At 71.3% G+C, this 13,377-nt stretch carries 13 protein-coding genes; 5 read left to right on the top strand and 8 right to left on the bottom strand.

Annotated elements, in window-relative coordinates:
* Window positions 1-81: 81 nt before the first annotated feature.
* Entirely contained in the window at window positions 82-567 is a 486-nt protein-coding gene (locus OHT01_RS09065) for a methylated-DNA--[protein]-cysteine S-methyltransferase (protein WP_328552610.1), read from the top strand.
* 89 nt (window positions 568-656) lie between these two features.
* Here the strand turns inward: OHT01_RS09065 and OHT01_RS09060 are convergent, their stop codons facing one another.
* Window positions 657-1,412, bottom strand: coding sequence for a Sir2 family NAD-dependent protein deacetylase (locus OHT01_RS09060; protein WP_328552609.1), 756 nt, complete (start codon window positions 1,410-1,412; stop codon window positions 657-659).
* Between the two features lie 325 nt (window positions 1,413-1,737).
* Here OHT01_RS09060 and OHT01_RS09055 point away from each other — a divergent pair, with 325 nt between their 5' ends.
* Window positions 1,738-3,042 carry a chloride channel protein gene (locus OHT01_RS09055; protein WP_328552608.1) on the top strand — a complete coding sequence of 435 codons (1,305 nt, stop codon included), beginning with the start codon at window positions 1,738-1,740 and terminating at the stop codon, window positions 3,040-3,042.
* Here the strand turns inward: OHT01_RS09055 and OHT01_RS09050 are convergent.
* The 4 genes from OHT01_RS09050 to OHT01_RS09035 all read right to left on the bottom strand — a co-directional run bounded on the left by OHT01_RS09050 (window position 2,993) and on the right by OHT01_RS09035 (window position 8,874).
* Window positions 2,993-4,810, bottom strand: coding sequence for a glycoside hydrolase family 15 protein (locus OHT01_RS09050; RefSeq protein ID WP_328552607.1), 1,818 nt, complete (start codon window positions 4,808-4,810; stop codon window positions 2,993-2,995). The two genes, OHT01_RS09055 and OHT01_RS09050, sit on opposite strands and share 50 nt — an antisense overlap.
* A gap of 22 nt (window positions 4,811-4,832) precedes the next feature.
* Window positions 4,833-6,251 (bottom strand): DUF2252 domain-containing protein, encoded by a 1,419-nt coding sequence (locus OHT01_RS09045; protein WP_328552606.1) that lies wholly within the window; start codon window positions 6,249-6,251, stop codon window positions 4,833-4,835.
* Window positions 6,248-7,879 (bottom strand): GMC family oxidoreductase, encoded by a 1,632-nt coding sequence (locus OHT01_RS09040; RefSeq protein ID WP_328552605.1) that lies wholly within the window; start codon window positions 7,877-7,879, stop codon window positions 6,248-6,250. Before OHT01_RS09040 ends, OHT01_RS09045 begins: the two co-directional genes overlap by 4 nt.
* A 101-nt stretch (window positions 7,880-7,980) precedes the next feature.
* Complete coding sequence (locus tag OHT01_RS09035; protein WP_328552604.1) at window positions 7,981-8,874, bottom strand: YhjD/YihY/BrkB family envelope integrity protein; 894 nt, start codon at window positions 8,872-8,874, stop codon at window positions 7,981-7,983.
* A 238-nt stretch (window positions 8,875-9,112) separates the two neighbouring features.
* Between OHT01_RS09035 and OHT01_RS09030 the strand changes: the two genes are divergently transcribed.
* Entirely contained in the window at window positions 9,113-9,757 is a 645-nt protein-coding gene (locus OHT01_RS09030; protein ID WP_328552603.1) for a GAP family protein, read from the top strand.
* A 177-nt stretch (window positions 9,758-9,934) separates the two neighbouring features.
* Complete coding sequence (locus OHT01_RS09025) at window positions 9,935-10,354, top strand: DUF6325 family protein (RefSeq protein WP_328558066.1); 420 nt, start codon at window positions 9,935-9,937, stop codon at window positions 10,352-10,354.
* A gap of 107 nt (window positions 10,355-10,461) precedes the next feature.
* Here the strand turns inward: OHT01_RS09025 and OHT01_RS09020 are convergent, their stop codons facing one another.
* Entirely contained in the window at window positions 10,462-10,890 is a 429-nt protein-coding gene (locus tag OHT01_RS09020) for a DUF7144 family membrane protein (protein WP_328552602.1), read from the bottom strand.
* Window positions 10,891-11,164: 274 nt separating this feature from the next.
* Between OHT01_RS09020 and OHT01_RS09015 the strand changes: the two genes are divergently transcribed.
* Window positions 11,165-11,446, top strand: a complete 282-nt coding sequence (locus OHT01_RS09015) for an SHOCT domain-containing protein (RefSeq protein WP_328552601.1) — start codon at window positions 11,165-11,167, stop codon at window positions 11,444-11,446.
* Between the two features lie 167 nt (window positions 11,447-11,613).
* On the opposite strand, the gene OHT01_RS09010 is transcribed toward OHT01_RS09015, so the two are convergent.
* Together OHT01_RS09010 and OHT01_RS09005 are read right to left on the bottom strand one after the other, a co-directional pair.
* Window positions 11,614-12,105, bottom strand: a complete 492-nt coding sequence (locus OHT01_RS09010; RefSeq protein WP_328552600.1) for an NUDIX hydrolase — start codon at window positions 12,103-12,105, stop codon at window positions 11,614-11,616.
* Between the two features lie 44 nt (window positions 12,106-12,149).
* Window positions 12,150-13,217: an ADP-ribosylglycohydrolase family protein gene (locus OHT01_RS09005; RefSeq protein ID WP_328552599.1), complete on the bottom strand. Its 1,068-nt coding sequence runs from the start codon at window positions 13,215-13,217 to the stop codon at window positions 12,150-12,152.
* Window positions 13,218-13,377: the final 160 nt, after the last annotated feature.

Genomic DNA, 13,377 nt, shown 5'->3' with positions numbered 1-13,377 from the left:
CGCCCCGGACCTCCCGCACGCCACGAAGCCCGCACCCCGCACGCCACGTACGCCAAGCACTCCACGCATCAAGGACGCCCAGTGAAACGGCACACGGTCATCGACAGCCCCTACGACCCCCTCACGCTCGTCGCCGACGACGACGGTGTCCTGTGCGGCCTGCACATGGTCGGTCAGCGTCACCGCCCGCCGCAGGAGCACTTCGGTGAGCGCGACGACACGCTCTTCGACGAGGTGACGGAGCAGCTGAACGCCTACTTCGAGGGCGAGTTGAAGGAGTTCACCCTCGAACTGCGGCTGGCTGGAACGCCCTTCCAGCGCAGCGTGTGGGAACAGCTGTGCCGGATCCCCTACGGCGAGACCCGTTCGTACGGCGAACTCGCGGAAGCCCTGGGCAACATGGGCGCCTCGCGCGCGGTCGGCCTCGCCAACGGCAAGAACCCGATCGGCATCATCGTGCCCTGCCACCGCGTGATCGGCGCGAGCGGCGGCCTCACCGGCTACGGCGGCGGCCTCGACCGCAAGAGGCAACTCCTGGACTTCGAGAGCGGATCGGCACTCTTCTGAACCCGCGAGGGCCGAGGGCGGCAGCCGGTCGTGGGAGCCGATGGGAGTGACGCCCGTCGGGTGCGCCTGCGCACCGGTGATGAGGAAGGTCAGCCGGCGCCGCCCGGCGAGGAACCGCTGCCGCCGCCCAACTCGCCCAGCAGTTCCGGCAGGGCGGTTCCGATGGGCTCGCGGATGACCTGGTCGGCCATCTCGTCGTACGGCGTGGGTTCGGCGTTGACGATGACGAGGCGGGCCCCGTGGTCGGCGGCCACGCCCGCGAGTCCGGCGGCGGGCTGCACCTGGAGGCTGCTGCCGACCGCGATGAAGACCTGGCAGGCCTTGGCGATGGCGGCGGCCTGGCCGAGGACGACGGGGTCGAGCCGTTCGCCGAACATCACGGTCGCCGGCTTGAGGATCCCGTCGCACTTCCGGCACGCCGGATCGTCCTCGCCGGCCTCGACGCGGGCGAGGGCGTCCTCCATGGGCCCGCGTGCGTGGCATCCGGTGCACACCACGGCCCGCGCCGTGCCGTGCAGTTCGAGGACCTTGCGGGCGGGCATCCCGGCGAGCTGGTGCAGTCCGTCGACGTTCTGCGTGATGACCCGCACCGGGATCCCGGACCTCTCCAGCTCGGCGACGGCCCGGTGGGCGCCGTTCGGCTCGGCCCGGAGCGTCCCGTTGTCCTGCCGCATCCTCCAGGCCCGGCGCCTGATCTCGGGATCGCCCATGTAGTACTCGTAGGTGACGAGCTTCTCGGCCTCGGGGTCGAGCCGCCACAGGCCGTTCGGGCCGCGGTAGTCGGGGATTCCGGAATCGGTGGAGACGCCGGCGCCACTGAGGATGGCGACGAGGGGCTTGTTCATGGGGCGAGGGTAGGGTGCCGGTCCGTTTCGGGCGAACGGATATCGGGGTGCCCGGCCGAGATGCCGGCGGAGGCCGCGGCGGCGCGTCCACCCGGAGGGTTTTCGGGCGGTCGTGCGCGGGCCGCGTGGGCGGGGCGGGCCGCGTCGGTACGCTCGCGCTCCGACGGCAGAACCCCCCGAGCGGCGTAGGAGAAGACCCATCACCGAGCCGAAGCCCGAGGAGCCCGAGGAGTCCGAGGCGTCCGAGCCCGCTCCGGGCGGCCGGTCGACGGAGGCCGAGACCCCTCCCGGAAACCAGCCCACGGAGGCCGAGCAGCTGAGGGACATGCTGATGCAGCCGGCGTACCGGCGGGCGCTCGTGTTCTGCGCCGTGATCGGTGTCCCGGTCTCCTTGGCCGCGTTCTGGTTCCTGGTACTCCTGCACGAGCTGGAACATCTGATGTGGGTGCAGTGGCCGCACGATCTCGGATGGGCGGATCCGCCGTGGTGGTGGCCGCTGCCGCCGATGCTCGCGGCGGGTCTGCTCATGGTTCCGATCGTGCTGCGGCTGCCGGGCCGCGGCGGCCACGTTCCGGCCTCGGGGTTGCATGCCGGCGGGGTGTCGACCTCCGCGCTGCCCGGTGTCGTCCTCGCCGCCCTGGCCAGTCTTCCGCTGGGCGCCGTCCTCGGGCCCGAGTCGCCGCTGATCGCACTGGGCGGAGGCCTGGCGCTGCTCTTCCGGGATCTCGTACGTGCTCCCGCGACCACCGCGAGCACGGCACTGCTCGGTGCCGCGGGCGCCGCGGCGGCCATCTCGGCGATCTTCGGCAGCCCCCTGGTCGCGGCCGTCCTGCTGATGGAGGTGGCCGGAGTGGGTGGGCCCCAGTTGTTCGCGGTGATGCTCCCCGCCCTGCTCGCCAGCGGAGTCGGCGCCATCGTGTTCACCGGCTTCGGCGACTGGACGGGACTGCAGACCGGCAGCCTCCGGATCGGGCTGCCCGCTCCTTCGACCCTCGACGCCGGCGACGTGCTCTGGTCGGTGGTCATGGCCTTCCTCATCGGCGTGGGTGTCCACTGGGTGATCGTGGGCGGCCGGTACGCCGCCCGTTCCGTGTCCGCGCACACCCTGCGGACCACGGTGCTCTGCGCGCTCGGCGCGGGTGGCTGCGCGGCGCTCTACGCGGCCATCACGGGACGGTCGCCGTCGGATGTGGCCCTGTCCGGTCAGACCACCCTCGCCCAGCTCGCCGCCCACCCGCACGCGTGGTCGGTCGGCAGCCTGGTGGCCGTGCTGGTGTTCAAGTCCATCGGGTACGCACTGTGCCTGGGCAGCCTGCGCGGCGGTCCGGTGTTCCCCGCTCTGTTCCTCGGCGGCGCCATGGGCGCCCTGCTGGCACCGCTCCCGGGATTCGGCGTCGTGCCGGCCATGGCGGCGGGCATGGCCGCCGCGTCCGCCGCCGCGCTCCGGCTGCCGGTCAGCTGTGTCGTGCTGGTCGTGCTCCTGGTGGGCAACTCGGGAACGGTGCCGGTGATCGTGCTCGCCGCCGTGGTGTCCTTCGTGACCGTGGAACTGCTGCCGCAGGGCCCGGACATCCCGCCGTTCAGGGACGCAGCCGGTCGAGCGCCTCGTCCAGCGTCGTCGCGGCCATGATGAGCGAGAGATGGGTGAACGCCTGCGGGAAGTTGCCCAGTTGCTCCCCGCTCGGGCCGATCTCCTCGGCGAACAGGCCGACATGGTTGGCGTACGTCTGCATCTTCTCGAAGGTGTAGCGGGCCTGGGGGAGCCGTCCCGCCCGGGCCAGCGCGTCGACGTACAGGAACGTGCAGAGGCTGAACGTCCCCTCGGAGCCGCGCAGTCCGTCGGGCGAGGCCTCGGGGTCGTAGCGGTAGACGAGGCTGTCGGAGACGAGGATGCGGTCCATGGCGTCCAGGGTGCTCAGCCAGCCGGGGCTCCGCGGGGAGACGAAGCCGACGCGGGGCGCCAGCAGCAGGGAGGCGTCCAGGACGTCGCCGTCGTAGTGCTGGACGATCGCCTGCTGCTTGTCGCTCCAGCCGCGCGCCATCACCTGTTCGAAGATCGCGTCCCGGGCCGCGGTCCAGCGGACGGTGTCGGCCGGTCGGCTGAACTCGGCGGCCAGCTTCAGACCCCGGTCGAAGGCGGCCCAGCACATCACCCGGCTGTAGGTGAAGTCCTTGCGCCCGCCGCGGGTCTCCCAGATTCCCTCGTCGGGCCGGTCCCAGTTGTCCGCGAGCCAGTCGAGGATGCCGGCCAGCCCCTTCCAGCCGTGGTATCCGGCCCGCTCACCGACCGAGCGGCCCTCGGCCAGGGCGTAGAGGGCCTCGCCGTAGATGTCGAGCTGCAACTGGTCGGAGGCCGCGTTGCCGACGCGTACCGGGGACGAGCCGCGGTAGCCCTCGAAGTGGTCCAGGATCTCCTCCGTCAGATGCGGGTCGCCGTCGACCCGGTACATGATCTGGAGGACTTCGTCGTCCGGACCTTCGCGGGCCTCCAGGCGGTCGCCGATCCAGCGGGTGAACTGGTGCGCCTCCTCCTCGAAGCCGAGGTCGAGCAGCGCCCGCACGGACAGCGAGCCGTCCCGCACCCACGTGTACCGGTAGTCCCAGTTGCGCTCACCGCCGATCTGCTCCGGCAGCCCCATGGTGGGGGCGGCGACCGGCGCGCCGGTCGGGGCGTAGGTGAGGAGCTTGAGGGTGATGGCGGAGCGGTGCACCATCTCCGTCCAGCGGCCCCGGTAGTTCGAGGTGCGCACCCACTTCTGCCAGAAGTCGACGTTGCTCCAGAGGTCCTCCGTGACCGTGTCGACGGTGGGGGGCGGCGGTGCTTCGCCGTCCGGCCCGCACACCGTGAACACTGCGACAGCCGTCTGGCCGTTCTCCAGGGTGACGCCGCCGCGCACGTCCTGGCCGTCCCGTTCGAGCGGGATCGTGGCCTGGAGGTAGGCGGTCGCGCCCGGGGACCGGAACGTCGCCGTGCCGGCGGCCAGGTCGAGTTCGTGGCTCGCCCGCGCGTAGTCGAACCGCGGGCGGCACTCCAGACCGAAGTGCACGGTGCCGCGCACCGAGCGCACGATGCGCACGAGACTGTGCCGGTCGGACGGGGCCGGGCCCGTCAGGACCGGCATGTGATCGATGATCTCGCCCACGCCGTCCGGCGACATGAAGCGGGTCACGACCACGGCCGTGTCCGGGTAGTAGAGCTGCCGCCAGGTCCCCTCGGGGTGGTCGGGCGCGAGGCGGAAGTAGCCGCCGCCGTCGTGGTCCAGCAGCGAGGCGAAGACACTGGGGGAGTCGAAGCGCGGTGCCGGGAACCAGTTGACGACGCCCTGGGACGACACCAGGGCGGCGGTCTGCAGGTCGCCGACCAGTCCGTGGTCGGCGATGGGCGGATAGCGGTCCATGCTGGCCTCCTTGGCGGGCACGTCAGGCCGCTTCGGCCTTGACGCGCCCCGAGCGGACGGCGTCGACGAGTGCCCGGTGGTCCCTCTCGTTCTGGTCGGCGTAGCTCTCGGCGAACGGGACGAGCGCCCGGTCGAAGACGTCACCCCCGCCCAGATAGGAGGCGATGGCGATCCGGTCGCCCGACCTCGCGTGCGCGCGGGCCAGCGTGGCACCGCACAGCTCGCCGAAGGCCCGCATACCGGACGGCACCATGGCCTCGGGTTCGGCGATGCCCTTCCAGTCCCGCAACTGCCGTACGTAGAAGTCCCGTCGGCGGCCGTCGATGCCGTCGGCCCGTTCCCAGCCCAGGAAGATGTCGCTGGTGGCCTGCATGAGCCGCTGGCCGGCGACCACCCGCTCGCCCTGTGTCCGGTACTCGCTGGCGCCGGCGAACGGCGCCAGCACCGACTCGTCGGCCTCCTTGGCCTGCAGGAGCAGTGGGTCCGAACCGTCCCGGCCGAGCAGGAGGATGATCCAGCAGCGGGTGCCGACGCTGCCGACACCGACCACCTTGCGGGCCACGTCGGCCATGCGGTACTGCTCCAGCAGGAACCGCCGGTCCGAGTTCAGGCTGCGGCCGTAACGTTCGACCAGCCGGTGGATCTGCTTCTCCAGCGCGCCGCGTTCCACGTCGGGAAGCATGTCCTGGAGCGGTGTGATCAGCGGTGGATCGGGGGCGATGCGGGCCTGGCCGTCGACCATGTGCGTGAGCTTGGCGAAGGCCTGGAGGCTGTCCCGGGTACGCGCCTTGGCCGTCGTCCTGGACCAGCGCTCGCGCGCCCGCGCGCTCAACTCCCCGGCGATATGGGTGCGTACCCATTCCTCGTCGAAATGCGTGTACCACACGGGGAGGTTGCCGAGACCGGCGAAGCGTCTCATCCACTCGCGGTACGACCGCACCGTCGCCCGGACGATGTCGGCGCGTTCCTTGGTGCCGAAGCCGTTCGCCCGGCCCGCGATGACGAAACTGGCGGACAGCCGCTTGACGTCCCACTCCCACGGGCCGGGCAGCGTTTCGTCGAAGTCGTTGATGTCGAACATCATGCGGCGCTCGGGCGAGGCCAGCAGCCGGAAGTTCAACAGGTGGGCGTCTCCGCACAGTTGGACCCTGATCCCGGAGCGGGGGGTGTCGGCGAGGTCCCCGGCCATGATGGCGGCGGCCCCGCGGTAGAAACGGAAGGGCGACTCGGTCATCCGGCCGTAGCGGATCGGCACCAGCTCGGGCACCCGGCTCGCCGACTGCCCCTCCACGACGTCCACCGGGTCGGGCCGCTTCGGCGAGGGGACGAAGTCGGCGTGGCTGGAGCGGGGTACGGCGGACCGGGCGGCCTTGCCGAGCGCGGCCCGCTCCGCCGGGGTGTGGTGCGGGGGACGGCTGCCGGCCGGGTGTTTGGGGGTCATTGCAGACGCTCCGCGATGTGGTCGCCGACGCGGAGCGCGTTGGCGATGGCGGTCAGCGAGGGATTCACCGCGCCGATGCTCGGGAAGAAGCTCGTGTCGACGACGTACAGGTTGTCCAGGTCGTGGGCTTTGCAGTTGATGTCGAGGGCCGAGTCGGCCGGGTCGTGGCCGAAGCGGACCGTCCCCGCCTGGTGTGCCGTCGCGCCGATGGGCATGCCCTTGTGCAGATAGATGCTGTGCGGCAGGAGATGGTGTTCGCGCATGCCCAAGTGGCCCAGCATGCGCTGCAGTTCGTGCCGCAGCCGCTGGAGTCCGGCGATGTTGTTCTTCTCGTCGAGGGCGAGGTGGATGGCGCCTTGCTCGTCCAGAGTGACGCGGTTGTCGGCGGCGGGCAGGTCCTCGCCGCACAGCCAGAAATCGACGGCGTGGTGGGCGAGTACCTCGAAGGGCATGTCGGGGGCGATAGCTCCCGCCCAGCGGGGTGCCTCGCCGTGGATCTGCTCGGAGTCGGACTTGCCGAGCATCTGGATGCCGCCGAGCGGGTAGTCCCAGTCCTCGGACCCCAGGTACCAGTCGTGCAGCGCGAGGGTCTTCTGGAACCTGGTGTCGTTCGGTTCCTCGGATATGGCCATCAGGGCGAGGTTGTTGTGCCGCATGTAGTGACGGCCCACCACGTCCGAGCTGTTGGCGAGGCCCCGCGGATGCCGGTCGTTCGCCGAACGCAGCAGCAGGGCAGCCGAGTTGACGGCACCGCAGGCGACGATCACGATGTCGGCGCTGAACTCGACGGTCGAGCCGCCGCCTTCGCCTCCACCCCCGTCGGTGTCGGCGTCCGTGCCTCCGCCACCGTCGCCCACCGTCGCGACGACGGAGGTGACGCTCCGGCCCGTGGCGTCCGTGTCCAGCCGCAGTACGTTCGCGTGGGTGACCATCTCCACGTTGGGGTGCTCCAGCGCGGGGTCGACGCAGATGACCTGCGCGTCGGACTTCGCGCCGATCAGACAGGGGAAGCCGTCGACACGGTCGCAGCGGATGCAGGCGCTGGTGTGGGTGGCCCGGCCCCGGTCGTCCTGGGTGAGGTTCACCCCGATCGGGAGGTGGAAGGGGTGCAGCCCCCGCTTCTCCAGGTCGTCACTGAGCTGCTGGATGCGCGGCTCGTGCCGGACCGGCGGATGGGCGTACTGGGCGCTGCTGGGCCCTTCGGTCGGGTCCTCCCCGTGCCGGCCGTGCACGAGATAGAGGTGTTCGGCCTGGGTGTAGTACGGCTCCAGGTCCTGGTAGCCGAGCGGCCAGGCGGGGGAGACACCGCCGTGGTGGCGGAGCTCGCCGAAGTCCTCCGGGCGCAGCCGGAAGAGCGCGGCGCCGTAGAACTTGGTGTTGCCGCCCACGTAGTAGTTGACCTCGGGCGGGAACTGGTCGCCGTGCCGGTCGTACCAGAACTCGGGCGCCCGGTACTTACCCTTCACGAACACCGCGGTGGAGTCCCAGTTGTCGCGTTCGCGCGGGAGGTAGCCGCCGCGTTCGAGGAGGAGAATCCGTTTGCCGGTGGGTGCCAGCCGGTGGGCGATGGTGCCGCCGCCCGCGCCGGTTCCGATAACGATGACGTCGTAGTGACGTGAGTCGTTCATGCCGGCCACCGTCCTTGGATCGTTGTCCGGGCCTGCCGCTGGAGGGGGCCGTCCGGCCCGATCACCAAGGTAGCTCTGGGCGATATGTCCGGCGAGTTGAGCTAATCGGGCGAGCCCAGACGGCGGACCACGGCGGGTTCCCGGGCGATGACGGCACCTGCGGTGATGCCCGCGGAGACGACGACGCACAGCGCGATCAGCCAGGACAGCACGGTGAAGACCGCGCCCAGCGACCCGTAGCGCTCCAGACTGTGGTTGAGCGCGTTGGGCACGTACACCTTGGCGATCACCGACAGCACGGTCAGGGCCGTGCCCGTCACGAGCGCGCCGGGCAGCAGGGGCAGCCAGGGCACGCGCCCCGCCAGCAGCAGGTGCTGGGTCCACCACCAGACGCCGACCTCGGTGAGCAGGAGCAGCGGGAGACCGAGCCAGGACCCCGCGCCGAAGCCGGTCCGCAGCGGTCCCTGGAGGGCGATGACGACCAGCAGGGTCACGATCCACACGAACCAGCGCCAGACGGCGATCCGCGCGCTCGCGGCCGGGAGCAGCCAGGCGCGCTGGCAGAGCCGCTGCATCGCCCGGCTGCACGCGGTGGCGGAGAGCAGCACCATCAGCAGGCTGACCACCCCGGTGCTCTGCCGCAGCCCGGCGGAGTCGGCCCCGTACACCTTCTTCAGCTGCTGGTCGGCGCTGCCGTCGATGCCGAGGATGTCGTGCACGGAGTCGACGATCTCCTTGCGTACCGACTGCGGGGCGAACGAGGCGACGACGAAGAGCAGGGGTACCGCGGTCAGGAAGGCCTGGGCGGCGAGCCGGGTGGCGGAATCCAGCAGGTTCACGGCGACCAGATGGGAGGTGAGGCGGGTGATCACCGGGAACCGGGTCTCGGTACCGGCGCGCAGTCCCAGCAGCCGGGCCCGCAGCGCCGCCGCCCGCTCGCGCGGGCGCCTCCGGCCGCCTCCGGTGTCCGGGTCCGGTCCTTCGCCTGCGCTCATTCCGCTCCCCGTGTCGGCCCCCGGCCACGCACCCCGGTGGGGGTGGCCGCGCCACCAGGGTGCGGTCGGGCGCCGCCACCGGGCTCGCGGCGCGAGCTCCGCTGGGCCGTTCGGGCGGGCCGGAGGGCCGCCGCGCGCGGGCGGAACCGTGCGTTTGTGGACCCGGTCGGGGGAGGTGACGATGAGGGCATGCGCGATGCCGCGGCGGTGAGCCGCGTGAGACCACGCGGGGGCGGCGATGGTCCTTGACCTGGTCCTCATCGGTCTGGTGATCGCTCTGGACCCGCTGCCGGTGACCGGATTCGTGCTGGTCCTCTCCTCGCGCAACGGGGTCTGGAAGGGCCTCGCCTTCATCCTGACCTGGCTGGCCACGTTCGTCGGCATCATCGCCGCGGTCCTGCTCATGACCGGCGGTCAGCCGCCGGCCCCGAAATCCGCGCCGTCCACGGCCGTCCTCGCGGTCAAACTGGCCATCGGCGTCGGGATGGTCTGCTACGCGGAACGCACCCGCCGCAGCATCGGCAAGCGGCACAAGTCCTCCGGCTTCATGTCGCGGATCGAACAGATCTCCCCCTGGTCGGCGGCCGGACTGGCCCTCCTGCTCCAGCCCTGGGGGATGGTCGCGGCCGGGGCGGCCACCGTGGTGGACGCCGACCTCTCGCACGCCGCGTCGTACGCGGCGCTCATGAGCTACGTCCTGCTGGCCACGTCCAGCATCCTGACGATGGAGCTCTACGCGACGTTCGCCCCGCGATCGGCCCACGTCCGGCTCGGGAAGCTGCGCGCTTGGCTGGAGGGGCACCAGGAGCAGGCACTGGTGTCCCTGGTGCTGTTCCTGGGGCTGTGGCTGGTGGGAAAGAGCATCTATCAGCTCACCGCGTGAACCGGCCGGACGGTCCGGAACGCCCGAACGGCCCGTACGGCTCCCTCCGCCAGGGGTACGAGGAGCCGCCGTACCGAAGTGCGGCGGCTTCCGTCCGGTGCTGCAATGGCATCGAATCGCAGGGGAACACCATGACCGTGCAGGGGTGAAGCCGTGAGCGAAGATGAATTCGTCGAGATGGGCCCGATCGACTATGTGGTCGTGGAGTTTCCCGGCAACCGAATGACCGGCGAGGGATTTCCGATCCTGGTCGACCTGGTGGACCGTGGCGTCATCCGCATTCTCGACCTTCTGTTCGTGAGAAAGGACGAGGACGGATCCGTGGCCGGCATGGAGATCGCCGACTTCGACGGGGACGGAGCGCTCGACCTCGCCGTCTTCGAGGGCGTGTCCTCCGGCCTGCTGGGCGAGGACGACATCGCGGAGGCCGGGAGGGCCCTGGAGCCCGGCAACTCCGCCGGAATCCTGGTCTACGAGAACGTCTGGGCGGCGCCCTTCGCCACGGCCCTGCGGCGCAGCGGCGCCCAGATGGTCGCCTCCGGACGCATCCCCGTTCCCGCCGTGCTGGCCGCGCTCGAAGACCCGGACGCCGGATAGCCGGCGGCCGGAACGGGCGCTCGGAAGCGGCACTCGACACGGCAGCGGCCCCGCACCTCGGTGCGGGGCCGCTGCCGGTCCGGAGAGCGCCGGGAGGGCGCGTCCGGCTACTCGGTACGGGCGTCCCGGCCGGCCCCGACGCACAGCGCCCAGATGACGAAGGCGTCGATGGCGATCAGCACGCTGGACCACACGGGGGAGTACGGCAGCCACATGAAGTTGGCGACCATGGCCAGCCCCGCGAGGGTGATGCCGACGATGCGGGCCCACAGCATGCCGCGGAACACGGCGATGCCGGCGAGGACGACCAGGACGCCGAGGGTGAGGTGGATCCATCCCCAGCTCGTGAGGTTGAAGCTGTAGACGTAGTTGCTGGTAGTGACGAAGACGCTGTCCTTGGCGATGGCGGCGATGCCCTGGAATATCGCCATCGCACCGCCGAAGATCATCATGACTGCGGCGAAGGCGGTCCAACCGGACACCCACGCTCCCGTACTGCCGGCGGTTCCCTGCCGGTGCATACCCGTCGTAGCCATTGCGAGCTCCTCCTGCGTAGGCCTCGCCACTGACCGGGCTACGGTCGGTGGCCCACATTTCAGCTTGCCATGGGAATGACGGACCGGCAGATCCTCGGAAATCCCTCAGGGCAGGGCCGGGATCGAGGTGCGGGGGAATCCGTCCGGTGCTCCAATGGACCTGTCCGGTGTTCCGAATCCGGTGTGCCGGGAATTCGGCGCCTACCTGGGGCGTACAAGGGAGCGAATGCCTTTGTCGTCGTTCCTCGTACCGCCTGCCTGAAAGGAAACCACCGTGCCAGGTCTCCTTCGCGGGGTCGCCCGCACCGCCGTGGTGGCCGGTACGGCCACCGCCGTCTCGAACCGTGTGTCACGTCGTCAGCAGGGGCGATGGGCTCAGCAGGAAGCCCAGCAGCAGTATCAGGAGCCCCCGCCCGCCGCGGCCCCGCCGCCCGCCGCGCCGGCCGACGACATGACCAGCAAGATCGACCAGCTGAAGCAACTGGGGGACCTCAAGGCCCAGGGCGTGCTCACGGAAGCCGAATTCGCGGAACAGAAGCGCAGGATCCTCGGCTGAGCCGCGCACGACCGCCGAGTCGCGCGCGACCCCCGACGAGAGGCCTCGCCGAGGCCACGACGAGAACACCGGCCCGGCGGCCGGGGGCTGAGCCCCCGGCCGCCGGGCCGTGAAGAGTCATGGGACCTCCGGTGCCGGGGTGCCGGAAGCGCGGGGCGGGTCCCGGGTCAGCCCACTCGGTGGCCGTTCTCCAGTTCCGCCGTTCCCGAGTCCTGCGCCAGGACGTCGAGCGCGGCGAGCACACGACGCCCCGAGGCGCCCGGCAGACGCGCGGCCAGTTCCTCGCGCGGCACCAGACGCCAGGACAGCAGCTCCTCCTCCTGCAGCCGGATCGCCCCGAGCTCCTGCTCGCCGAGCACTCCACCGTCGTACAGATAGGCCACCAGCGGCGGGCGCGTCGGCCCCTGGACCCAGTCGACGGCGAGGAGCCGCCCGAGCTCCACGTCGAGGCCGATCTCCTCGGCCGTCTCCCGGCGCGCGCCCTGCCGCGGACTCTCCCCGTCGTCCGACTCCACGGTTCCGCCCGGCAGGGTCCAGCCATCCCGGTAGTTCGGCTCGACGAGCAGCACCCGCCCGTCGGCGTCGCGGAAGAGGGCGGCGGCCCCTACGAGGACACGGGGCAGGCCGGCGATGTATGCGGCGAAGTCCGAATTGGTCACCTGGGAAGGGTAACGAGCCGGACCGGGCGTCCCCCGGCTCCGGCTCAGGCCTCGACCAACGCGACCGTACGCGAGGCGAGCTCGCTGATCCGTACCCCGTCGAAGCCGAACACCGCGCTGCGGACGGTGTCCTCCAGCGGGTCCTTCCACTGCGGGGGAATCGCCTCCGCCCCGCACAGGACGCCCGCCACGGAGCCCGCGGTCGCGCCGTTCGAGTCGGTGTCCAGACCGCCGCGCACGGTCAGCGCGATGGTGCGGGTGAAGTCGCCGTCGCCGTACAGCAGCCCGGCGGTCAGCACCGCCGCGTTCGGGACCGTGTGGATCCAGCCCATCCCGGCGGTCTCCTCGGACACCGTGAGGAGCGTGTCCTCCCAGGTCATCCCGGTCTCGTGGAGCGCGAGCACCCGGCGTACCGTGCGGGCCAGTCGGCTGCTCGCGGGGATCACGGTGAGAGCGGTGTCGAGCGCGTCCCGGACCGACGGGGCGGTGAAGGCGGCGGAGATCAGCGCCGCCGCCCACATCGCGCCGTAGACACCGTTGCCGGTGTGCGAGAGGACGGCGTCCCGCCGGGCCAGCGAGGCCGCTCGCCGCGGCCGTCCCGGGCTGGTCCAGCCGTAGACATCGGCGCGGATCAGCGCGCCGATCCACTCCTGGTACGGATTCTCGTACGTCGCCGTCAGCGGGGGTTTCAGCCCCTGGGCGAGATTGCGGTACGCGGCCCGCTCAGCCGTGAACGTCTGGCGGAACGGAAGACGCAGCAGCCACAGATCCCCCACCTGCTCGGTGCTGAACGAGAAGCCGTGCGTCTCCAGGAGGTCCAGTCCGAGGATCGCGTAGTCCACGTCGTCGTCACGGCAACTGCCGTGGATGCGGCCGCGCACGCAACTGCGCCACTCGGGCCGCAACTCGAACTCGCCCCCGGCGTCGTCCTCGGCGGGCCCGGGGAGATAGTCGGTCAGCGGCAGCGCCGAGGCCTGCCGCAGATAGCGGTCGATCCGGTCCCGCGTCCAGTGGTCGCCCTGCTCGACCGGTTTGCCGAGCATGTTGCCCGCGATCCGGCCGAGCCAGCCACCGAGGACTCGGTCGCCGATGTCGCTGCCCACAGGGGTCATGGCTCCGGTCTACCCAATTCCGGGCGGGCACGCTCGCCGGGGCGGGCGTGCGCTCGGCTGCCACGTGCGCGGGTCCCGGCCCGTCCGGGACGGTTCCGCGGGCTGCCTCGCCGCCGGTTCCGGGGCCGGTCCGAGGGCTGGGCAGGGGCATGACGGCGGG

Origin of the sequence: Streptomyces sp. NBC_00358 (assembly GCF_036099295.1) — a bacterium.
GTDB lineage: Bacteria > Actinomycetota > Actinomycetes > Streptomycetales > Streptomycetaceae > Streptomyces.
This window is presented reverse-complemented; position numbering and strand designations above follow the sequence as displayed.